Here is a 21,524-nt window from a genome sequence, read left to right as displayed (position 1 = left end):
CATACAAGGGAAGAGGTCATGCTTCGAATTCGCAAACTGGTTCTGGCCATGGCTGCAGCATCAGCGCTGTCGTCTGGCATGGCGAATGCGCTGGGCCTGGGGGAGCTGACCCTGAAGTCGGCACAGAATCAGCCGCTGGACGCCGAGATCGAATTGCTCGACGTGCGCGACCTCAAAGCCGCCGAAGTGGCGCCGAGCCTGGCGCCGCCGGAAGAGTTCAGCAAGGCCGGGGTGGCGTTTCCGACCTACCTCGAAGACCTGACCTTCACACCGGTGATCAACCCCAACGGCAAGAGCGTGCTGCGGGTTACCTCCAGCCAGCCGCTGCCGGGGCCAGTGGTCAAGTTCCTGGTCCAGGTGATGTGGCCACAGGGCCGCCTGCTGCGCGACTACAGCGTGCTGCTCGACCAGGCCAAGGCCCAGGGTGACAAGCCGGCGGCGGGCAATGTCGCGCCGGCGGTAACCGGTGCCAGCAACTACACCACCCAGCGCCGCGACACCCTGTGGCAGATTGCTGCGCGCAACACCCAGGGTGGCTCGATCCAGCAGACCATGATCGCGATCCAGGCGCTTAACCCGGACGCCTTCATCGGCAACAACATCAACCAGCTGAAGGTTGGCCAGGTACTGCGCCTGCCCGATCAGCAGCAGGTCCAGAGCATTGCGCAGGGCGAGGCAAACAGCGAGGTGGCCGAACAGTATGCCGCCTGGCGTGAAGGCCGCCGCCTGGGCCCGCGTGCCCGCCAGCTCGACGCTACCCGCCGTGGCGCCGCTGAAGCCGCCCCGGCGCGTATCGCCCAGGGTGACAACCTGCGCCTGGTCAGCCCGGGTAACCAGGCCGGTGCCGGCCAGGCCAAGGCACTCAACGACAAGCTGGCCGTGGCCCAGGAAAGCCTGGACACCAGCCGTCGCGACAACGACGAACTGAAAAGCCGCATGACCGACCTGCAGAGCCAGCTGGACAAGCTGCAGCGTCTGATCGAGCTGAAGAACGACCAGTTGGCCCGTCTTGAAGGCCAGGGTGCAGCCGCTTCGGCTGCCGCTGCCGCTTCACCGGCCCAGCCGGCAGCGGCAGCCGAGCCGGCGGTCAAGCCTGCACCCGCCGCCGTTGATACCGCGCCCCAACCCGTACCTGGCGCCACGCCTGCGCCAGCCACCCAGCCGAACAGTGCACTCGACCAGATCCTGGGTAATCCGTGGCTGCTTTGGCTGATTGCCGGCTCCAGCATCTTGGTGCTGGCGCTGCTGCTGTGGCTGCTGGCGCGCAAGCGCAAAGCCCAGCAAGAAGCTGAGAAGCACCTGCGCATGGCGCGGGCGCTGGAAGAAGAGCAAGCCCCAGGTTTCGACACCGATACCGAGAGCCTCGACGGCGTCGAAGTTTCGGAGCCGAGCGTGACCCTGTCGCCCGCTGTGGTCGCAGCTTCGGCTGCTGCGGCTGTCGCTGCGGAAAAAGTGGCTGCACCAGCCGCCGAGGCAGAGCCCGAGCCTGAGCCATACGCCGACCCGCACGCCGCACTGCTGGCGGAAGTCGATCAATGCCTGGCCGAGGGCCGCCTGAACCGCGCCACCGAACTGCTGGAGCCCGCCGTGGCCGCCGCGCCGGAGCGAGACGACCTGCGCCTGAAACTGATGGACACCTACGCCCGCCAAGGTGACCAGAGCGCGTTCGCCGAGCAGGAGCGCAAGCTGCCGGCCAGCGAGCAGAACATTGCCCAGGTTGCCGACCTGAAAGAGCGTTACCCGGCCATGCTTGGCCTGGCCGCTGCCGGCCTGGGTGCGGCGGCACTGGCTGCCGAAATGGATGAGCAGTACGTGCAGGAGCTGTTGCACGACGAGCCTGAGGCGCCGGTGGTTGCCGATGTGGTGCCTGACGAGGTGCCTGAGTTCGAGCCACAGGTAGACGCTGAGCCAGAGGTTGTGGCGCAAGCAGAGCCTGAAGCCGAGCTGGATGCCTTCGACGAAGTGCCGACCCTTGATGCACCGGGCCTGGATGAGCAGGACCTGGACAGTGACTTTGACCTGAGCCTGGGTGAAGACCTGCCGGAAGAAGACCCGCTGGCAGCGCCGCTGCTGGATGAGCCGGCGGCACAGGAACCTGTCCCCGACGAGCTGGTAATTGCCGAGCCTGTGCTGGATGAGCCTGAGCTGGAAGCGGTTCAGCCAGACGAACAGCCGTTTGCCGTGGATGCCGAACTGCAAGCCGACGCCGACGCTGATTTCGAAGCCATGCTGGCCCAGGCAGAGCCACAGCCTGCCGTGGACCTGTCCGATTTCGACCTCGATGTCACTGAGCCGGTTGCCCCGGCCGCCCCGGAAGCAGTGGAAGAGGCCCCGGTGGACATCGCCGCCGAACTGGCTGCCTTCGACAGCGTGCCGGCGTTTGACCCGGTGTCCGAGTTCGACATGCCGTCGGACTTCGACCTGTCGCTGTCGCTGGACGACGATTCGCCGGCCGCCAAGAGCTTTGCCTCGGAGCTGGACGACGTCAACGCCGAGCTGGACAAGTTGTCGCAGAGCCTCGAATCGCCCTCGCTGGAGCCACACTTCACCAGCGAGGACGCGGTTGCGCAGCCTGAGCCCGAGCCTTTGGACGACCTGGACTTCGACTTCTTCTCCGGCAGTGACGAAGTGGCCACCAAGCTCGACCTGGCCCGCGCCTACATCGACATGGGCGACAACCAGGGCGCGCGCGACATCCTTGATGAAGTGGTCAAGGACGGCGACGACACCCAGCGCCAGGAAGCCGAGGACATGCTCTCTCGCCTGGTCTGAGGTTGTTTGGCCCGGCCTCTTCGCGGGTAAACCCGCTCCCACAGGTGCTTCACAGATTTCAGATGCTGTGATGGCCCTGTGGGAGCGGGTTCACCCGCGAAGAGGCCCGTAAGCGCGACACACATCCAACGGCAGCCCTACACGGCTGCCGTTGTCGTTATAATCCCCGCCATTCCGTACACCCCACAGGTTTCATGCGCTTGGACATCATCGACACCGCTGCCGCCGAATCCGCGGCCGAAGGCTACTCCCGAATCGCCTTGGGCGTGGAATACAAGGGCGCCCGCTATCGCGGCTGGCAGCGTCAGGCCAGTGGAGTGCCCAGCGTCCAGCAAGCGCTGGAGCAAGCATTGTCCAAGGTCGCCAACGAACCGATTTCGGTAATCTGCGCCGGTCGTACCGATGCCGGCGTGCATGGCTGCGGGCAGATCGTGCATTTCGATACCCGCGCCGTACGCGACGAGCGCGCCTGGACCCTGGGCACCAACTTCAACCTCCCGCACGACATCAGCGTGGTCTGGTCGCGGCCGATGCCCGCCGACTTCCATGCCCGCTTCAAGGCGTGTGCCCGGCGCTACCGCTACGTCATCTACAACGACCCGATCCGTCCGGCACACCTGGCCGAGGAAGTGACCTGGAACCATCGCCCGCTGGATGTCGAGCGCATGGCCGAAGCGGCGCAGTTCCTGCTGGGTACCCACGACTTCAGCGCTTTCCGTGCCAGCCAGTGCCAGGCCAAGTCGCCGATCAAGCACATCTACCACCTGCGCGTTACCCGCCATGGTCAGATGATCGTGCTGGACGTGCGCGCCACCGCCTTCCTGCACCACATGGTGCGTAACATTGTCGGTGTGCTGACAGCCATCGGCGCCGGCGAGCGCCCGGTCACCTGGGCGCGTGAAGTGCTGGAAGGGCGCAACCGCCGCGAAGCCGGGGTCACCGCCCATCCGTACGGGCTTTACCTGGTCAAGGTGGAGTACCCCGAGGAATATGTGCTGCCCCAGCGTTACATCGGCCCACACTTTTTGACCGGCTACGAAGCGTTGGCAGACTGACGGACGAAAAGCCATTTGCTAACATCCGGCCTTTCACCGTAACAATCAGGGTTCGCTGTCCATGAGCAATGTTCGCAGCAAGATCTGCGGGATTACCCGTATCGAAGACGCACTGGCCGCTGCCGAAGCGGGTGCCGATGCCATCGGCTTTGTCTTCTATGCCAAAAGCCCGCGGGCCGTGGACGTACGCCAGGCGCGGGCGATCATTGCCGAGTTGCCACCGTTCGTGACCACGGTCGGGCTGTTCGTCAACGCCTCGCGGTGCGAGCTGAACGAGATCCTCGAAGTGGTTCCGCTGGACCTGCTACAGTTCCACGGCGATGAAACCCCGCAAGACTGCGAAGGCTATCACCGCCCCTGGATCAAGGCCCTGCGTGTGCGCCCGGGCGACGACCTGGAGGCGGCCTGCCAGCTTTACGCAGGGGCCCGCGGCATTCTGCTGGACACCTACGTGGCGGGCGTGCCCGGGGGAACCGGTGAGGCGTTCGACTGGTCACTGGTGCCGGCACGCTTGAGCAAGCCCATCATCCTGGCGGGCGGGCTGTCGGCCGATAATGTCGGCCGGGCCATTGCCCAGGTACGGCCTTACGCGGTGGATGTCAGCGGCGGTGTCGAGCAGGCCAAGGGCATCAAGGACGCGGCGAAAATCGAGGCCTTCATGCAGGCGGTGAAACAGGCGTGATGGCAGATGTGACGGCTGGCTGCGCGCCATCGTCCATAGCTTTCGCAGCCCTGCGGGGCAGCCGCCGGTGGCGGCACATCAACACATTAGCGGTGGAGTGGCACGCTGGAAGCCCCGGCGGCCGGTCCATCATTGTTTCATCAAAGATTTTGAGCTCAAGGGCAGGGCAGGGCCGGTGACGCCGCCCCCCGCCTGCCAATACTGGAGAAAGAAAGCATGAGCAACTGGTTAGTCGACAAACTGATCCCTTCGATCATGCGTTCCGAGGTGAAGAAGAGCTCGGTGCCTGAGGGCCTGTGGCACAAGTGCCCGTCCTGCGAGGCCGTGCTGTATCGTCCGGAGCTGGAAAAAACCCTGGATGTCTGCCCCAAGTGCAACCACCACATGCGCATCGGCGCACGTGCGCGCATTGATATCTTCCTCGACGCCGAAGGCCGTGCCGAACTGGGTGCCGACCTGGAACCGGTCGACCGCCTGAAGTTCCGTGACGGCAAGAAGTACAAGGACCGCCTGACCGGTGCCCAGAAGCAGACCGGCGAAAAAGACGCGCTGATCTCCATGAGCGGCACCCTGATGGGCATGCCGATCGTGGTCAGCGCCTTCGAATTCTCGTTCATGGGCGGCTCCATGGGTGCCATCGTCGGCGAGCGCTTCGTGCGCGCGGCCAACTACGCCCTGGAACACCGCTGCCCGATGGTCTGCTTCTCCGCTTCGGGCGGTGCGCGCATGCAGGAAGCGCTGATCTCGCTGATGCAGATGGCCAAGACCTCGGCGGTGCTGGCGCGCCTGCGCGAAGAAGGCATCCCGTTCATCTCGGTACTGACCGACCCGGTGTACGGCGGCGTGTCCGCCAGCCTGGCGATGCTTGGCGACGTCATCGTCGGTGAGCCAAAGGCCCTGATCGGCTTCGCCGGCCCACGTGTGATCGAGCAGACCGTACGCGAGAAACTGCCAGAAGGCTTCCAGCGCAGCGAGTTCCTGCTGGAGCACGGTGCTATCGACCTGATCATCTCCCGTGGCGAACTGCGCCCGCGTCTGGCCCGCCTGCTGGCGCAGATGACCGGCCAGGAAACCCCGGAGCAAGCGCGTGAGGCGGCTGCCGTCGCGTGATGAAACAACGATCCCTGGGCGAATGGCTCGCCTACCTCGAGCAGTTGCACCCCTCGGCCATCGACATGGGCCTGGAGCGGTCGCAGAAGGTGCTTGCCCGGCTGGCGCTGGGCAAGCTGGCGCCACGCGTGGTGACGGTAACCGGCACCAACGGCAAGGGCTCGACCTGCGCCTTCGTGGCCTCGTTGCTGCGCGCCCAGGGGCTGAAGGTCGGCGTTTACAGCTCGCCGCACCTGTTGCGTTACAACGAACGGGTAGTGATCGATGGCCAAGAGGCCAGCGATGAGCGCCTGTGCGAAGCCTTCGCCGCCGTCGAGGCGGCGAGGGGCGACATTTCCCTGACCTACTTCGAGATGGGCACACTGGCTGCGTTCTGGTTGTTCTACCAGTCGCAACTGGATGCCGTGGTACTGGAAGTGGGCCTTGGTGGCCGCCTGGACACCGTGAACGTGGTGGATGCCGACCTGGCCCTGGTGACCAGTATCGGCGTCGACCATGTCGATTACCTGGGCGATACCCGCGAGCTTGTGGCCTTCGAGAAGGCCGGCATCTTCCGCGCGGGCAAACCGGCCCTGTGCGGTGACCTGGACCCGCCACAGCCACTGCTGGACAAGGCTGCCGAACTGGCTGCGCCGCTGTTCCTGCGTGGTCGTGACTTCGATCTGGCCATTGCTGATGGCAGCTGGAGCTGGCGCGGTACCGCAGCTGATGGTGCGCAGGTAGGGCTGCGTGACCTGCCTTTGCTTGACCTGCCCATGGAAAACGCCACGCTGGCCCTGCAGGCTTACCTGCTGATGGGGCTGCCATGGGATGCCGCGCAGGTGCGCCAGGCATTGCTGGCGACCCGCATCACCGGCCGCCTCGATCGCCGGCTGCTGAACTGGCAGGGCAAGCCGGTGGAACTGCTGCTGGATGTGGGGCACAACCCCCATGCGGCGGAGTACCTGGCCCGGCGCCTGGCGGCCCGTCTGCTCAAGGGGCGCCGCCTGGTGGTGTTCGGCCTGCTCGCCGACAAGGACCTGGACGGCGTTGTCGCGCCACTGCAGGGCCTGGTCGACGACTGGGCCGTGGCGCCGCTGGATACCCCGCGCAGCCGCCCGGCTGCGGAACTGGCCACGGCCTTGACGAACCTCGGTGCTGCGGTGAAGTCTTATGTCAGCGTCGACGCCGCCCTCGAAGGGCAATGTGCGCAGGCGACGGCGGATGATCAGATCCTGCTGTTCGGTTCGTTTTTCTGTGTTGCCCAGGCGCTGGAATGGCTGGAGCGGCACACCCAGGAGGGTGGAGTAGATGGCAGTGCTGGATAAAGGGATGAAACAGCGCATGGTCGGTGCGCTGGTGCTGGTAGCGCTGGCGGTGATTTTCCTGCCGATGCTGTTTACCCGCGAGGACGAGATGCGCCAAGTGCACGTCGAAGCCCCGCAGGCACCGGCCATGCCAAGCCTGCCGGAAGTGAAAGTGGACCCGGTCGCCGTGCCGGAACCGCAGGTCATTCCGGAGGAGCCGCAGCAGCCACCGGTGGTAATCGACGAGTCCACTGCGCCAGCCGCTACGCCCAGCCAGCCGATCACGCCATCACCGCAGACCCAGGCGCAGGCTCAGCCGGCCAAACCGCAGGCCCCGGCACCGAAGGTCGAGCCGAAGCCGGCGGCCACCCCGGCACCTGCCACAGCAGTGGCCAAGCCAGCTGCCCCCTCGAAGATCGACGTCAATGGCTTGCCTGTCAGCTGGTCCATCCAGTTGGCCAGCCTGTCCAACCGTGCAGGCGCCGAAAAGCTCCAGCAAACCCTGCGCAGCCAGGGCTACAACGCCTATATCCGCGCGGCGGGCGGGATGAACCGGGTGTATGTCGGGCCGCTGATCGAGCGGGCCGAGGCCGAGCGCACGCGCGACGCCATCAATCGCCAGAACAGCCTCAAGGGCTTTGTGGTGCGGTTCCAGCCAGAGCGCAGTTGACAAAGCCATTCGCGGGCAAGCCCGCTCCCACAGGTTGTAGCGTAACCCATGCCGTTGCGCAGTCCCTGTGGGAGCGGGCTGGCCCGCGAATGGCTTAACACTAATCCCCCGACATTCCGCTTACTCCCAGCCCTGCGCTCTGATAAAATGCGCCGCCTCAAACGTCTGCAGGCAGCACCGTGGCATTTACCTTGGTTGATTGGGCGATCATCGCGATCATCGCCGTCTCCACACTGATCAGTCTCAAGCGCGGCTTCGTCAAGGAAGCCTTGTCCTTGCTCATCTGGATCATTGCCGGTGCGGTTGCCTGGATGTTCGGCGGTTCGCTCTCGGTGTATCTTGAAAGCTATATCCAGACGCCATCGATGCGCGTCATCGCCGGCTGCGCCATTCTTTTCGTCGCCACCCTGCTGGTGGGGGCCATGGTCAACTTCCTTGTCGGCGAGCTGATCCGTGTGACCGGGCTGTCCGGTACCGATCGTTTCCTGGGCATGGCCTTCGGCGCCGCGCGCGGGGCCTTGCTGGTAGTGGTGGCCATAGGCCTGATCAGCCTGGGGCCGGTTCAACAAGACACCTGGTGGCAGGAATCACGCCTGATACCACAATTTCTCTTGGTCGCCGACTGGTCGAAAAACCTGATTCTGGGTTTCACCGGCCAGTGGTCGCCCAGTGGGCTGATCAGCGCTCCGGCTGATCTGCCGTTCAAGGAACAGTTGCTCGGGCCCGCAAAGCCCTGAGCGCTTTTCACTCAAGTTTCGTCAAAGTAGGGGTTGCGTCGCATGTGTGGCATCGTCGGTATCGTCGGTAAGTCGAACGTCAATCAGGCGCTGTATGACGCGCTTACGGTCCTCCAGCACCGCGGCCAGGACGCTGCCGGTATCGTGACCAGCCATGACGGCCGGTTGTTCCTGCGCAAGGATAATGGCCTGGTGCGCGACGTCTTCCAGCAGCGCCACATGCAGCGCCTGGTGGGCAGCATGGGCATTGGCCACGTGCGCTACCCGACTGCGGGCAGCTCGACCTCGGCCGAGGCCCAGCCGTTCTACGTCAACTCGCCGTACGGCATCACCCTGGCCCACAACGGCAACCTGACCAACGTCGAGCAGTTGGCCAAGGAGATCTACGAGTCCGACCTGCGCCACGTCAACACCAACTCCGACTCGGAAGTGCTGCTGAACGTGTTCGCCCATGAGCTGGCGGTGCGCGGCAAGCTGCAGCCGACCGAAGAAGACGTGTTCGCTGCCGTTTCCCACGTGCACAGCCGCTGTGTCGGCGGTTACGCCGTCGTGGCGATGGTCACCGGCTACGGTATCGTCGGTTTCCGCGACCCCCACGGCATCCGCCCGGTGGTGTTCGGCCAGCGTCACACCGACGAAGGCGTCGAATACATGATCGCCTCGGAAAGCGTGGCCCTGGACGTGCTCGGCTTCACCCTGATCCGCGACCTGGCGCCGGGCGAAGCGGTGTACATCACCGAAGAAGGCCAGCTGTTCACCAAGCAGTGCGCCGAAGCGCCGAAACTGCAACCGTGCATCTTCGAGCACGTCTACCTGGCGCGCCCGGACTCGATCATCGACGGTATTTCGGTGTACAAGGCCCGTCTGCGCATGGGTGAGAAACTGGCCGACAAGATCATGCGCGAACGCCCGGAGCATGACATCGACGTGGTCATTCCGATCCCGGACACCAGCCGCACTGCCGCGCTGGAGCTGGCCAACCGCCTGGGCGTCAAGTTCCGCGAAGGCTTCGTCAAGAACCGCTACATCGGCCGTACCTTCATCATGCCCGGCCAGGCCGCGCGCAAGAAATCGGTACGCCAGAAGCTCAACGCCATCGAGCTGGAGTTCCGCGGCAAGAACGTGATGCTGGTGGACGACTCGATCGTGCGCGGCACCACCTGCAAGCAGATCATCCAGATGGCCCGCGAAGCCGGTGCCAAGAATGTCTACTTCTGCTCCGCAGCCCCTGCAGTACGCTACCCCAACGTCTACGGCATCGACATGCCGAGTGTTCACGAACTGATCGCCCACAACCGTACCACCGATCAAGTGGCCGAGTTGATTGGCGCCGACTGGCTGATCTATCAGGACCTGCCGGACCTGATCGAATCGGTCGGGGGTGGCAAGATCAAGATCGACCACTTCGATTGCGCGGTATTCAACGGTGAGTACGTCACCGGTGATATCGACGAAGCCTACCTCGAGCGTATCGAGCAGGCGCGTAATGACCTGGCCAAGGTCAAGAACCAGGCCGTCAGCGCGATCATCGACCTCTACAACAACTGATTCAGGGAGCGACGGCATGACGGATCAATGGGATGCCGGGCGACTGGACAGCGACCTCGAGGGTGTCGGTTTCGACACCCTGGCGGTGCGCGCCGGTCAGCACCGTACACCCGAGGGCGAGCACAGCGAAGCGCTGTTCCTGACCTCCAGCTACGTGTTCCGCACGGCCGCCGACGCGGCCGCGCGCTTTGCCGGTGAAACGCCGGGCAACGTCTATTCGCGTTACACCAACCCGTCGGTGCGTGCCTTCGAGGAGCGCCTGGCGGCCATGGAAGGCGCCGAGCAGGCCGTGGGCACCTCCACCGGCATGGCAGCCATTCTGGCCGTGGTGATGTCGTTGTGCAGCGCCGGTGACCATGTGCTGGTGTCGCAGAGCGTGTTCGGCTCGACCATCAGCCTGTTCGAGAAGTACTTCAAGCGCTTTGGCGTGCAGGTGGACTACGTGCCACTGGTCGACCTCGGCGGCTGGGAGAGGGCCATCAAGGCCAACACCAGGCTGCTGATCGTCGAGTCGCCGTCCAACCCGCTGGCCGAACTGGTCGATATCACCGCACTCAGTGAAATCGCCCATGCCCGTGGTGCCATGCTGGTGGTGGACAACTGCTTCAGCACCCCGGCGCTGCAGCAGCCACTGAAGCTGGGTGCCGACATCGTGTTCCACTCGGCCACCAAGTTCATCGACGGCCAGGGCCGTTGCATGGGGGGCGTGGTTGCCGGCCGTGCCGAACAGATGAAAGAAGTGGTGGGCTTCCTGCGTACCGCAGGCCCGACGCTCAGCCCGTTCAATGCCTGGATCTTCACCAAGGGCCTGGAAACCTTGCGCCTGCGCATGCGTGCGCACTGCGAAAGCGCCCAGGCGCTGGCCGAATGGCTGGAGCAGCAGGACGGCGTGGAGAAGGTGCATTACGCCGGCCTGCCCAGCCACCCGCAGCACGAACTGGCCAAGCGCCAGATGAGTGGCTTTGGTGCGGTGGTCAGCTTCGAGGTCAAGGGCGGCAAAGAGGGCGCCTGGCGCTTCATCGACGCCACCCGGGTGATTTCCATCACCACCAACCTGGGTGACAGCAAGACCACCATCGCCCACCCGGCCACCACCTCCCACGGTCGCCTGTCCGCGCAGGAGCGTGAAGCCGCCGGTATCCGCGACAGCCTGATCCGCGTTGCCGTGGGCCTGGAAGACGTGGCTGACCTGCAGGCCGACCTTGCACGCGGGCTGGCCGCACTGTGATCGAAATCCGCGGCAGTACCCCGGGCCAGAACGGCCGGGTAGCCTTGGTTACCGGTGCTGCGCGCGGCATCGGCCTGGGCATTGCCGCATGGCTGATCTGTGAAGGCTGGCAGGTGGTGTTGAGCGACCTGGACCGTCAGCGTGGCGGCAAAGTGGCCAAGGCCTTGGGCGACAACGCCTGGTTCATCACCATGGACGTTGCCGACGAGGCCCAGGTCATTGCCGGGGTGTCCGAAGTGCTCGGGCAATTCGGTCGGCTGGACGCGCTGGTGTGCAATGCGGCCATCGCCAACCCGCACAACCAGACGCTGGAAAGCCTGAGCCTGGCGCAGTGGAACCGGGTGTTGGCGGTTAACCTCAATGGCCCGATGCTGCTGGCCAAGCATTGTGCGCCGTACCTGCGTGCGCACAACGGGGCGATCGTCAACCTCACCTCTACCCGGGCGCGGCAGTCCGAGCCCGACACAGAGGCCTATGCGGCGAGCAAGGGCGGCCTGGTGGCCTTGACCCATGCCCTGGCCATGAGCCTGGGCCCGGAGATTCGCGTCAATGCGGTGAGCCCGGGCTGGATCGATGCCCGTGACCCGTCGCAGCGCCGTGCCGAGCCGTTGACCGAGGCCGACCATGCTCAGCACCCGACGGGCAGGGTAGGCACCGTGGAAGATGTGGCGGCGATGGTTGCCTGGCTGTTGTCGCGCCAGGCGGCGTTTGTCACCGGCCAGGAGTTTGTGGTCGATGGCGGCATGACCCGCAAGATGATCTATACCTGAGCATTTTGTATTGCCTGTGCAGGCCCTTTCGCGGGTAAACCCGCTCCCACAGGTACTGCGTAGTTCTCAAGGCCTGCGCAGTACCTGTGGGAGCGGGTTTACCCGCGAAAGGGCCTGCACAGGTAATCACACCATTTCTGCCTTTTTTGAAAAAAATTCAATGGGGCTATTGACTTAGCTTCGCCACCTGCGTAAATTTCGCGGCCTCAGAGAAGCAAACGCAACAAGCAACATCGCGAGGGTGATTAGCTCAGCCGGGAGAGCATCTGCCTTACAAGCAGAGGGTCGGCGGTTCGATCCCGTCATCACCCACCACTTCCTGAGAAGTTCCTGGTGCAAAGGTTTCGCAAGAAGCCGACAGCCAGAGAGGAGCGCACTGCGCAGCGGTAGTTCAGTCGGTTAGAATACCGGCCTGTCACGCCGGGGGTCGCGGGTTCGAGTCCCGTCCGCTGCGCCATTTTTCAGTAACAGATGGGTGCCATGCACCGGTCTGAAGCCACAAGGCAAATTGCCTTTGGCTGATCCCAGTTTCAATCAGGTGCAAGCCTGAACGATACGCAGCGGTAGTTCAGTCGGTTAGAATACCGGCCTGTCACGCCGGGGGTCGCGGGTTCGAGTCCCGTCCGCTGCGCCATCTTCGTTTCAAGGTCCCTAGAACACCTTGAAGCAAACACAAGAGAAGCGATCCTGTTGTCGATTTTTTTGTGCCTGCCCTGAGGCCATTGCGCCGGAAGGGTAGACCCAGGTTTCAATCGGGCGCAAGCCTGAATGATACGCAGCGGTAGTTCAGTCGGTTAGAATACCGGCCTGTCACGCCGGGGGTCGCGGGTTCGAGTCCCGTCCGCTGCGCCATCTTCGCCTCAAGGCCCCTTGAACGCCTTGAAGCACGAAAAAAGCGACCTTCGGGTCGCTTTTTTTGTTTCCACGGCTGGAAACGCCCGCCTTTACCCAGATTTACACCAACCTGACAGACTCTTCACCGACCAGTGGTTCCTGTGCCTGCCTGCTGTGTTGCACAATAGGCACCTTCCTGACTTACCCGGAATTCGCAATGACCAGATCTTCCGTCTTTGGTGCGCTCGGGCTGGCCCTGGTGCTGGCGGGGGTGGCCGGTTGTTCCTCGAAGAAAACCGCCGTGTACGAGCACGAGAACTTCGATGACTCGGGTACCTTCTCGCGCAGCTTTCCGGTGAGCGATGCCGGCTCTTGCGAGGCCGCCCGGCGTGCCTTGCTCAGCCAGGGCTACATCATCACCAACAGCGGCGCCAACCAGGTGGTGGGTAACAAGAGTTTCCAGCAGAACAGCGAGAACCACCTGCAGATCAGCTTCAACGTCACCTGCGCGCCGGATGTGAGCGACGAACAGCGCTCGACCATGTTCGCCAACGCCCTGCAGGACCGCTATGCGCTGAAAAAGTCCAACACCTCCGCCAGTTTGGGCGTGGGCGTGCTGGGTTCGGTATCGATGCCCATCGGCTCGAGCGACGACTCGATGGTCAAGGTGGCCAGCGAAACGGTGACGGCGGCGCAGTTCTATGACCGCTATTTTGCCCTGGTGGAGAGCTACCTGCCCAAGCCGAAGAAGGTCAGCAAGGCCAAGGTCGAGGCGCCCAAGGTCGAAAAACCGGCGGTTGACCTAGGGTTGCCGGAGCAGGCGGCTGCGAACCCTGTGGCCCCCGCGCCGGCAGTCGCGCCTGCCGCTGAAATTGCACCCGCGCCTGCGGCCGTTGCTCCAGCCAGTGAGGCGGTAGCGGCCCCTGCGGTGGATGACAGCCAGGGTTCGCAGCCGGTAGCGCCGCCGACGGAGGCTGCGCCGATTCAGGTGCAGCAGGATGCACCGCCTGCCGAGGCTGCGTCGCCGGCACTCTGATGGGTCGCCCACGCGTGCAGTGACGCTTTCCCTGATACTGGCAAATAGCTATTTCGCCTGTCATGGCTTGCCCCCTACAATCGCCTGATCATGCAGGCGGTTGGGTCGTCCAGCCGCGCCAGGTTGTGTCAGGGAGATGGCCTCGATGATCAATTCACCGCTTCAGTTCGGCATATCCATTTCTGCCAGGGAGCTGGCCGACCAAACCGGCTTGGCGCAGATACCGGGTGCGGTCGTCGATGTCTGGAAGTTGCTGTACCGGGATCATGGCCATGCTGAGTACGAAAAGGTCTGTGCGCTTTTGAGCCGGGGCCTCGAGCGCCTGCAACGTGTACGCTCGCGCATCGCCCTGAGCGATCGGCAGATTCAGTCATACCAGCCGAACCTGGACCAGTACGAGATCAACGCGTCGCTGCTGGCCCTCGAGACGCTCTACCACGATTACGAACAAGCTTTGGACATGCTTGTGCAAGGCATCCGCGAGCAGGCTGCGGGCGGGCTGCAAGGTGCAGCCGACCGGATGGTTGCCCTCGGGCGCTTGGGTGGCTTGAACAATCGCATCGCCGATGAAGTGGGTAAACACCTGTTGATCCTGCAGCGCTCGCTCAATAGCGACTACCGCCTGCAGTTCCTTTGGCCATTTTACGAGCAGCAGAGCTGCCGCGACTTCGTTTCGTACTTCTATACCAGCAAATTCTGCTATGCACGATGCTTCGTCGCCCAGGTCAAGGCGTACCTGTTGCTGCATCTGGTCCAGGCCGACCCCTTCTCACCGTTCCGTATCAAGGACGAACTCAATGAGTTCGAAACCCTGCTGGGCCGCCAGGAACGGGAAATGACCCACTGGTTGCCCGAGGAGGTCCAGGCTTTGGTCCAGGAGCTGGCGTTGGAGGCCCAGGGGGTGCGCGGCGCCGCCGCGGTGTCGTTCCGTTCGAGGCTGGGCGATCATGGCTTGCGCTTTGGTGAGGACAATCGCGTGCACCTTAGCAGCGTGGTTCAGGAGTGGCGTCTGGAACCCATCGAGCCGCTGGTGTTCAACCCGCACATCGATCAGCGTTTTCGCCTCAAGCATGCGGTATCTGGCCGGATCCTCCAGCTGGACGGGCCGGCTGGTGCCACGGGGGTCAAGGACTACAAGGACGCCAAGGGCGGCTGGAGGATCAGCTGGAACGGCTCCCGTGAAGCGTTCAACCTGCAGTTCAAGGGGGCCGCCGACGATCTTGAAAACAACTTCCGCCTGGTCGCGCGCAGCGGACCGAACAGGGCCAGCACCGAGGTGCGCCTGGCTGGCAAGCTGGTCGAACGGCCTTTCGATAACGATCTGCAATTCCATATCGAGCCCTATAACCAGCCATTCGCCGAGCGCGAGCGGCTGTTGGTCGATGAGCACCTGACGCCGGGGGGGTACCTGACCTCTGAGGCTGGGGCCTATACCCTGCATTATCGGCACGATGGCTCGGTAGAATTGGTCAAGGGGCGCGACGGCAAAGTGGTGTGGTCTGCGGCGACGGGCCACCCGGTGGCGCCGCAGCGCCTGATGCTGCAGCCTGATGGTAATTTCGTTGCCTATGACATGCTGGGGTCGCCGTACTGGGCCTCGGGCAAGTATTTCAAGGACCAGCAAGCGTTGTATCGGCGCTCGATACTGCGGGTGCGCAAGGACGGCCGTGTCGAGATTCGTGTACCGGGGCAGGAGATTTTCTGGATTACCCCGCAGCCGTAACCCGTGCGCGATCCGAAGCCACACGATCTTCCCGGGAGCACCAGCGGAATGCTTCCTAGTCAGGGAGAACACTGATAGCATCCGGCCACCTCGCTGGGGTCGATTCTGTAGATGCATGCTCTTTCTGTGTTCATCTTTTCGCTCCGGTAGCCGATAAGACGATTCAAGCAATTCATACTTTTACAGGGACGTAGCGAGATGAAGCAGGTTGTCTGGTGGGTGGCGTTGGCGTTGATCGGCAATGTGGCGCTGGCTGCCACCGAAGGCGACCCTTTGCTCGATGGTGCTACCCCCACCGTCAGTGAGGTGCGTGGCGTGCTGCGCGCCCGCTCTCAAGCGGTGCTGGCCAGCGAGTTGCCGGGCCGGGTCACTGAAATGCCGTTCACCGAGGGGCAGTCGTTCAGCAAGGGCGATGTGCTGGTGCGTTTCGACTGCAGCGCTTACCAGGCCCAGGCTAATGCCTCCAACGCTGCCGTGCGCGCAGCACGCGAAGAATTGCGCAACAAGCAGCAGTTGGCCGCGCTGAACTCGGTCGGCCGTTTCGAAGTTGCGCTGGCCGAGGCGCGCCAGGCACAGGCTCAGTCCGAGTCGCAGATCTATCAGGTACAGGTGCAGCGCTGCCAGATCAAGGCTCCGTTTGATGGCCAGGTAGTTACGCGCCGGGTCCAGGCCCATGAGAGCGTGGCCAGCGGCGCGCCGCTGCTGGAGATTGTCGATAACCGATCACTGGAAATTCAGCTGCTGGTACCGTCGCGCTGGTTGGGCAAGCTCAAGCCTGAGCAGGCCTTCAGCTTCGTCCCCGATGAGACCGGCAAGCCCATCGACGCCGTGGTCAAGCGTCTCGGCGCGCGCATCGACGAAGGTAGCCAGACCCTCCTGCTGATTGGCAGCGTGCCGGCCAATACCCCGGGCCTGCTGGCCGGGATGAGCGGTACCGCGCACTTCGCGCAGCCGCAATGAACGCACCCGTCCCCGGCGCGCTGGAACAGTTACTGGCGCACTACCTCAAGCTTGAGCGCCAGGCCCGTTCTGCGTCTTCCACCGAGGTGCTGGCGTTCAGCATGGTCAACGACAGCCAACCGCTGTTCGGCTATCGCCATGGCGCGCTGCTGATCACCGGCAAGGTGCGGGCACTGACCGGCATCAGCGTGGTCGAGCCGAATGCGCCCTTCGTGGTGTTCATCGAGCGCATGGCCGCCGGTCTTGCCGCCGGCGAGCGCTTTGCCCTGCCCGGAGCGGTGCCGCAGGACAGTGTCGACCAGGCCATTCGCGATGACTGGCAGGCGCTGTCGGCACCTTATGCGTTCTGGTTGCCGCTCAAGGATCGCGAGGGCCAGGTCTTCGGTGGCCTGTGGCTTGCCCGTGATGCCGCCTGGAGCGAAGCCGAGCAGGCCTTGTTGGCGCAACTTGGCGATTGCTACAGCCATGCCTGGCGTGCCCTGCAGCCGGGCAAACCGTGGCGCCTGCGGTGGCCGGCGCGGACGCGCTGGGCCCTGGCTGCCGCGCTGCTGCTGGTGCTGCTGGTGCCGGTACGCCAGTCGGTGCTGGCCCCGGCGGAGGTGGTGCCACGCAACGGCCAGGTGGTTGCAGCACCGCTGGACGGCGTGGTTGCCGAGTTCCTGGTCAAGCCCAACCAGCCGGTCAAGGCCGGTGACCTGCTGGTGCGCTTCGACGCCACCAGTCTCAAGGCCCAGGCCGATGTCGCAGAGCGAACCCTGGGCGTGGCAGAGGCGGAGTGGAAGGCCAACACCCAGCGCGCCTTTTCCGATGCCGATTCCAGCGCGCGCATCGACCTGTTGGCCGCACGGGTCGAGCAGAAGCGCGCTGAGCGCGACTATGCCCGTGACCTGCTGGGGCGCAGTGAGGTACGTGCCGAGCGCGATGGCATCGCGGTTTTTGCCGATGCCCAGCGCTTCGTCGGCAAGCCAATGCGTACCGGTGAGCGCCTGATGGATATCGCCGACCCGGCGCAGGCCGAGCTTCGCATTGAACTGCCAGTGGCCGATGCCATTGGCCTGGAGAAGGGCGCCGAGGTGGCGTTGTTCCTCGACAGCGATCCGCTGAACCGGCATGGCGCTGTGCTCGAGCGCGCCGCCTATCAGGCGCAGACCACCCCGGCCGGCCAGTTGGCCTATCGTCTCGATGCCAGTTTCGCGAGTGCGCCGCCGCGCATCGGTTTGCGTGGAACCGCCAAGATTTACGGTGACCGTGCACCGCTGGCTTTGTACCTGTTGCGTCGGCCGTTGGCGGCACTGCGTCAGGCGGTGGGCCTTTGAGGCTGCCGGCGCTGCGCCCTGACCTGCAGCTCTCGGCGGGTGCGCCGGGCCTCGACGGCTCGCCGAACTGGACCCTGGCCGATCCGCTGCGTGGCCGCTATTTCAAACTCGGAGCCCCGGCCATGCGCCTGCTGCGGCACTGGGCGCTGGGCGATCCGCAGCGGGTGCTCAACGCGGCCAACGCCGAACCGGGTGTCCCGCTGACCGGGCAGGCCGTGGAGGAGCTGTTGCGCTTCCTGCGCGGCCATGATCTGGTCAGTGCCGTCGATGCTGAGCAGCGCGATGGTTATGCGGCGAAGGCAGCGGCCCAGCGCCAAGGCATCTGGACACAGATCCTGCACAAGTACCTGTTCTTCCGGATTCCGCTATGGCGTCCGGATGCCTTCCTTAATCGCACCTGGCCGTGGTTGCAGCGCTATGGCCCGAACCTTCTGCGGTTCGGCCTTCCAACGGTGCTGTTGCTCGGCCTGTTCCTGGTGATGCGTGACTGGGAGCGCTTTCTTGCGACCTTCCCGCACCTGCTCAGCCTCGGCGGCATGGCCGCGTTTGGCATCGCCCTGGGCTTCGCCAAGCTGTGCCATGAATTCGGCCATGCGTACATGGCCAAACGCGCCGGCTGCCGGGTGCCGAGCATGGGGGTGGCGTTCATGGTACTGCTGCCGATGCTCTACACCGACGTCAGCGATGCATGGCGCGTGCAGGACCGGCGCACCCGCCTGCTGATCGGCGCCGGCGGCGTGCTCGCCGAATTGCTGCTGGCCTGTATTGCCCTGCTGGCCTGGTCGCTGCTGCCGGACGGGGCAGGGCGCACAGCCGCGTTCATGCTTGCCAGTGCCACCTGGATCACCACCGTGGCCATCAACGTCAACCCACTGATGCGTTTCGACGGCTACTTCCTGCTTGGCGACCTGTGGGGCGTCGACAACCTGCAGGGTCGCGGTTTCGCCCTCGGGCGTTGGCACTTGCGCGAACTGCTGTTCGGTTACGGCGAACCTATGCCGGAGCGCTGGTCGCCCGGGATGCGGCGACGCCTGCTGTGCTGGAGCTATGCCTCGTGGCTGTGGCGCGCGGTACTGTTCTTCGGGATCGCCCTGGCGGTGTACCACCTGTTCTTCAAGGTGCTCGGTATCTTCCTGATGCTGGTCGAGCTGGTGTGGTTCATTGGCCTGCCGGTGTGGACCGAGTGCAAGCACTGGTGGAAGCATCGCGACAAGGCCCAGCCGCGCAAGGTGCTGTTGCTGGGGGGTGGCTTGGTGCTGCTGCTGGCCCTGCTGCTGGTACCTTGGCGCAGCGGCGTCGAGGTGCCGGCAATGCTTGAGGCGTCGCGGGTCAGTGCCCTGCATGCACCGGCGGCGGCGAGAATTCGGGCGGTGCTGGTCAAGGATGGCGAGCAGGTGGCGCAGAACCAGGTCCTGGTAGAGCTGGAGTCTCCCGACCTGGAGGCGCGCATGACCATCAGCCGTCGTGAGATCGAGATTCTACAGTTGCAACTGCGCCGCCAGTCGGCGCGCAGCGAGACCGCTGCCGACAGCGGCATTCTCGAACAGCGCCTGGCTGAAGCCGTGGCCGAATACCGCGGCCTGGCAGCGCAGCGCGAGCGCCTGGTGATCCGTGCACCCCATGCCGGGAGCCTGCGCGACCTGGCCGACAACTTGGTGCCCGGGCGCTGGGTTAGCAGTGATCTGCCTTTGGCCCAGATCACTTCGCAAGGCCTGCGTCTGCGTGGCTACGTGGCCGAGGCGGACCTGTGGCGGGTCGAGCCGGGTGCGGCTGGGCACTTCGTTGCCGACGATGTACTGCGCGAGTCGCTGAAAGTGACCCTGGACGCGGTGGACAACAACGGCGTGGCCTACATTGATCAGGAGGCATTGATTTCCGATCATCACGGCCCTATTGCGATCCGCCGTGACGAAGAGAAGAGGGCGCAGCCGTTGCAGGCGCAATATGGCGCGCAATTCGTGCTCGAAAACAGTGCGCCCGAGCAGTTTTCACACCCGTTGCGCGGCGTCGTGGTTGTGGATGGCCGGGGCGAATCGCTGCTTGCTATGGCCTGGCGAAGAATCGCTGCAATTGGTGTGAGAGAAAGCGGATTTTAGTAGTGCGATTGTCAGACAATTTGTTGTAGTCTGATGTCAATTAGCCATGGCGCTAGCGGTGACTTTCGTCACTTGAAGAGTTGATCACCACGTTTTTCAAACAGGGAAGTTTGCTTTGATGTCGAAGTACGCTGTGACACTCCGTGCGCTAGAAACAACCGACATGGCTTTTTCGGAACATGTCTACGCCACCAGCCGTGCTGACGAAATGTCCCATAGCGGCTGGTCAGCCGGCGAAATTGCGGCATTTCTGAGCATGCAGTTCAATGCCCAGCATCGCTACTACCAGGAGCACTTTCGCGGTGGTGAGTTCCTCATCATTGAACTTGATGGCCAGCCCATCGGCCGCCTGTACGTGTTCGTTGGCAAAAACACACTGACCCTCATCGATATCGCCTTGCTTCCTGACTTTCAGGGGCAGGGCATCGGCACTTCACTGGTCCATCAGCAACTGCAACGGGCAGACGACCACGGCCTCGCGGTGGAACTGTCGGTGGAAACCTACAACCGGGCCCAGCGCTTGTACGTTCGCGCAGGCTTTCACGTAATCAATGAAACCGGGGTCTACCTGCGCATGCGCCGTCAAGCCCTTGTGACTTCCCCTGCGGTGGCCTCATGAGTGACCTCGATTTCCGTATCCCCACCCGGGAAGACCTGGCCAGTGGTGCCGCCGGCGGTGGTTTCACCCTTCAGATAGCTCCCGACGAGCACCTGCCGGTGGAGTTGGTGGACCTGCGCGATGGCTCGGCGCTGAACACTGACTACGACTGCTACCTGGCCACCTTCGTGTTGCCCCACGGGGTAAGCCTGCCGCAGGCGGTGTTTCGCCTGACCGGCCCGGATGCCCGCGAATGGTTGCTGTTGCTGACCCCAGTGTTGCCTGAGCCCGATGGCCGCCACGCATTGGAATTGGTGATTCATACACGGCGCGAATCCATCGCGGCTCACTGATCTGACCTACATGATGAACGGCTCGCTGGCGTTCATCATTCGCAACCTTTGCTTGGCCATCAACTTCATCATCTGCCGCTGCGGACAGATGCGGGTGCGTGCCAGCTGAGGGGTTGAAACAGGAATTTCCCAACCACGCAACAAAGGACATGTTCGATGAGCGATCCCTTTATCGGCGAGATCAAGATGCTGGCAAGCAACTACGCTCCCCGCGGCTACGCCATGTGCCAAGGCCAATTGCTGCCTATCCAGCAGAACAACGCGCTGTTCGCCCTGGTGGGTACTGCCTATGGTGGTGATGGCCGTACCACCTTCGGCTTGCCGCACTTTGGCGGCCGTTCGCCGATTGGCCAAGGCGTTGCTGCGCCCGGTGTGCAGAGCGTGTACCAGCTAGGTGAGAGCGGTGGTTCGGAAACCGCCACCCTGTCGCAGAGCAACATGCCGACCCACGCGCACCAGCAGAAGGCGTCGGCCGCCACGGCGACCACCGACAAGCCAGGTCCAGATACCTTCTTGGCTGCGGCAGTGGACGGCGGCGGCAACGCCGTGAACATCTACGGCATCGAGATCAGCAGCGCGCCGACCACCATGGCACCGCAGTCGATCGCGCCAAGTGGTGGTTCGACACCCTTCGCGATCCGCAACCCCTTCCAGGCCGTCAGCTTCGTCATCGCCCTGATCGGTGAATACCCAAGCCGCCCCTGATTGCGGCCATTGGCGACGGCCACGGCCGTCGCAACTTTTTCGGCC

General features: G+C 63.9%; 17 protein-coding genes, 4 tRNA genes and 2 pseudogenes. All 23 read left to right on the top strand.

What is annotated here, in order from left to right; all coding sequences use genetic code 11:
* Window positions 1–18: 18 nt before the first annotated feature.
* The 23 genes and pseudogenes from ABOC32_RS24415 (at window position 19) to ABOC32_RS24305 (ending at window position 21,479) form a co-directional block, all read left to right on the top strand.
* The gene (locus ABOC32_RS24415; protein ID WP_426809200.1) at window positions 19–2,772 is read left to right on the top strand and encodes a FimV/HubP family polar landmark protein; all 2,754 of its coding nucleotides are present in this window, start codon (window positions 19–21) and stop codon (window positions 2,770–2,772) included.
* A gap of 194 nt (window positions 2,773–2,966) precedes the next feature.
* The gene (gene truA, locus ABOC32_RS24410; protein WP_426809199.1) at window positions 2,967–3,827 is read left to right on the top strand and encodes a tRNA pseudouridine(38-40) synthase TruA; all 861 of its coding nucleotides are present in this window, start codon (window positions 2,967–2,969) and stop codon (window positions 3,825–3,827) included.
* 61 nt (window positions 3,828–3,888) lie between these two features.
* Entirely contained in the window at window positions 3,889–4,509 is a 621-nt protein-coding gene (locus tag ABOC32_RS24405; RefSeq protein WP_426809198.1) for a phosphoribosylanthranilate isomerase, read from the top strand.
* 216 nt (window positions 4,510–4,725) lie between these two features.
* Window positions 4,726–5,619, top strand: coding sequence for an acetyl-CoA carboxylase, carboxyltransferase subunit beta (accD, locus tag ABOC32_RS24400; RefSeq protein WP_009686024.1), 894 nt, complete (start codon window positions 4,726–4,728; stop codon window positions 5,617–5,619).
* Window positions 5,619–6,926, top strand: a complete 1,308-nt coding sequence (gene folC, locus ABOC32_RS24395) for a bifunctional tetrahydrofolate synthase/dihydrofolate synthase (RefSeq protein ID WP_426809197.1) — start codon at window positions 5,619–5,621, stop codon at window positions 6,924–6,926. Before accD ends, folC begins: the two co-directional genes overlap by 1 nt.
* Window positions 6,910–7,575, top strand: coding sequence for an SPOR domain-containing protein (locus ABOC32_RS24390; protein WP_426809196.1), 666 nt, complete (start codon window positions 6,910–6,912; stop codon window positions 7,573–7,575). The genes folC and ABOC32_RS24390 overlap by 17 nt, the downstream gene beginning before the upstream one ends.
* A gap of 179 nt (window positions 7,576–7,754) precedes the next feature.
* A complete protein-coding gene (locus tag ABOC32_RS24385; RefSeq protein ID WP_086976206.1) occupies window positions 7,755–8,312 on the top strand; it encodes a CvpA family protein in 558 nt (185 codons plus the stop codon).
* Between the two features lie 42 nt (window positions 8,313–8,354).
* A complete protein-coding gene (purF, locus tag ABOC32_RS24380; RefSeq protein ID WP_426809195.1) occupies window positions 8,355–9,860 on the top strand; it encodes an amidophosphoribosyltransferase in 1,506 nt (501 codons plus the stop codon).
* Between the two features lie 16 nt (window positions 9,861–9,876).
* The gene (locus ABOC32_RS24375) at window positions 9,877–11,088 is read left to right on the top strand and encodes an O-succinylhomoserine sulfhydrylase (protein ID WP_426809194.1); all 1,212 of its coding nucleotides are present in this window, start codon (window positions 9,877–9,879) and stop codon (window positions 11,086–11,088) included.
* Complete coding sequence (locus ABOC32_RS24370) at window positions 11,085–11,858, top strand: SDR family oxidoreductase (protein WP_043200439.1); 774 nt, start codon at window positions 11,085–11,087, stop codon at window positions 11,856–11,858. Before ABOC32_RS24375 ends, ABOC32_RS24370 begins: the two co-directional genes overlap by 4 nt.
* Window positions 11,859–12,097: 239 nt before the next feature.
* Window positions 12,098–12,173: transfer RNA gene (locus ABOC32_RS24365), tRNA-Val, on the top strand.
* Between the two features lie 65 nt (window positions 12,174–12,238).
* A tRNA-Asp gene (locus tag ABOC32_RS24360) sits at window positions 12,239–12,315 on the top strand.
* A gap of 100 nt (window positions 12,316–12,415) precedes the next feature.
* Window positions 12,416–12,492, top strand: a tRNA-Asp gene (locus tag ABOC32_RS24355).
* A gap of 141 nt (window positions 12,493–12,633) precedes the next feature.
* Window positions 12,634–12,710 (top strand) — tRNA-Asp (locus tag ABOC32_RS24350).
* A 199-nt stretch (window positions 12,711–12,909) separates the two neighbouring features.
* Window positions 12,910–13,728, top strand: coding sequence for a DUF2242 domain-containing protein (locus tag ABOC32_RS24345; protein ID WP_426809193.1), 819 nt, complete (start codon window positions 12,910–12,912; stop codon window positions 13,726–13,728).
* A 145-nt stretch (window positions 13,729–13,873) separates the two neighbouring features.
* Window positions 13,874–15,451: a hypothetical protein gene (locus ABOC32_RS24340; RefSeq protein WP_426809192.1), complete on the top strand. Its 1,578-nt coding sequence runs from the start codon at window positions 13,874–13,876 to the stop codon at window positions 15,449–15,451.
* Window positions 15,452–15,649: 198 nt separating this feature from the next.
* Entirely contained in the window at window positions 15,650–16,411 is a 762-nt protein-coding gene (locus ABOC32_RS24335) for an efflux RND transporter periplasmic adaptor subunit (RefSeq protein ID WP_426809191.1), read from the top strand.
* Window positions 16,408–16,639 (top strand): annotated as a pseudogene (locus tag ABOC32_RS24330) (HlyD family secretion protein); the annotation flags it as partial. The gene ABOC32_RS24335 and the pseudogene ABOC32_RS24330, both read left to right, overlap by 4 nt.
* Before the next feature lie 77 nt (window positions 16,640–16,716).
* A pseudogene (locus ABOC32_RS24325) lies at window positions 16,717–17,727 on the top strand (efflux RND transporter periplasmic adaptor subunit); the annotation flags it as partial.
* Window positions 17,724–19,823, top strand: coding sequence for a site-2 protease family protein (locus ABOC32_RS24320; RefSeq protein WP_426809190.1), 2,100 nt, complete (start codon window positions 17,724–17,726; stop codon window positions 19,821–19,823). The pseudogene ABOC32_RS24325 and the gene ABOC32_RS24320, both read left to right, overlap by 4 nt.
* Before the next feature lie 118 nt (window positions 19,824–19,941).
* A complete protein-coding gene (locus ABOC32_RS24315; RefSeq protein WP_426809189.1) occupies window positions 19,942–20,442 on the top strand; it encodes a GNAT family N-acetyltransferase in 501 nt (166 codons plus the stop codon).
* Window positions 20,439–20,774, top strand: a complete 336-nt coding sequence (locus tag ABOC32_RS24310; protein ID WP_426809188.1) for a DUF6916 family protein — start codon at window positions 20,439–20,441, stop codon at window positions 20,772–20,774. Before ABOC32_RS24315 ends, ABOC32_RS24310 begins: the two co-directional genes overlap by 4 nt.
* A 156-nt stretch (window positions 20,775–20,930) precedes the next feature.
* Complete coding sequence (locus tag ABOC32_RS24305) at window positions 20,931–21,479, top strand: phage tail protein (RefSeq protein WP_426809187.1); 549 nt, start codon at window positions 20,931–20,933, stop codon at window positions 21,477–21,479.
* The last annotated feature ends 45 nt before the right edge of the window (window positions 21,480–21,524 follow it).

It is taken from the genome of Pseudomonas sp. WOUb67 (assembly GCF_050058005.1).
Taxonomy (GTDB): domain Bacteria; phylum Pseudomonadota; class Gammaproteobacteria; order Pseudomonadales; family Pseudomonadaceae; genus Aquipseudomonas; species Aquipseudomonas putida_R.
Note: the sequence above shows the minus strand (reverse complement) of the source record. Positions and strands in the feature narration are given on the sequence as shown.

Coding starts and splice junctions, on each gene's coding strand:
- ABOC32_RS24415 (WP_426809200.1), top strand. CDS start 19: ATGCTTCGAATTCGCAAACTGGTTCTGGCCATGGCTGCAGCATCAGCG.
- truA (WP_426809199.1), top strand. CDS start 2,967: ATGCGCTTGGACATCATCGACACCGCTGCCGCCGAATCCGCGGCCGAA.
- ABOC32_RS24405 (WP_426809198.1), top strand. CDS start 3,889: ATGAGCAATGTTCGCAGCAAGATCTGCGGGATTACCCGTATCGAAGAC.
- accD (WP_009686024.1), top strand. CDS start 4,726: ATGAGCAACTGGTTAGTCGACAAACTGATCCCTTCGATCATGCGTTCC.
- folC (WP_426809197.1), top strand. CDS start 5,619: ATGAAACAACGATCCCTGGGCGAATGGCTCGCCTACCTCGAGCAGTTG.
- ABOC32_RS24390 (WP_426809196.1), top strand. CDS start 6,910: ATGGCAGTGCTGGATAAAGGGATGAAACAGCGCATGGTCGGTGCGCTG.
- purF (WP_426809195.1), top strand. CDS start 8,355: ATGTGTGGCATCGTCGGTATCGTCGGTAAGTCGAACGTCAATCAGGCG.
- ABOC32_RS24375 (WP_426809194.1), top strand. CDS start 9,877: ATGACGGATCAATGGGATGCCGGGCGACTGGACAGCGACCTCGAGGGT.
- ABOC32_RS24345 (WP_426809193.1), top strand. CDS start 12,910: ATGACCAGATCTTCCGTCTTTGGTGCGCTCGGGCTGGCCCTGGTGCTG.
- ABOC32_RS24340 (WP_426809192.1), top strand. CDS start 13,874: ATGATCAATTCACCGCTTCAGTTCGGCATATCCATTTCTGCCAGGGAG.
- ABOC32_RS24335 (WP_426809191.1), top strand. CDS start 15,650: ATGAAGCAGGTTGTCTGGTGGGTGGCGTTGGCGTTGATCGGCAATGTG.
- ABOC32_RS24315 (WP_426809189.1), top strand. CDS start 19,942: ATGTCGAAGTACGCTGTGACACTCCGTGCGCTAGAAACAACCGACATG.
- ABOC32_RS24310 (WP_426809188.1), top strand. CDS start 20,439: ATGAGTGACCTCGATTTCCGTATCCCCACCCGGGAAGACCTGGCCAGT.
- ABOC32_RS24305 (WP_426809187.1), top strand. CDS start 20,931: ATGAGCGATCCCTTTATCGGCGAGATCAAGATGCTGGCAAGCAACTAC.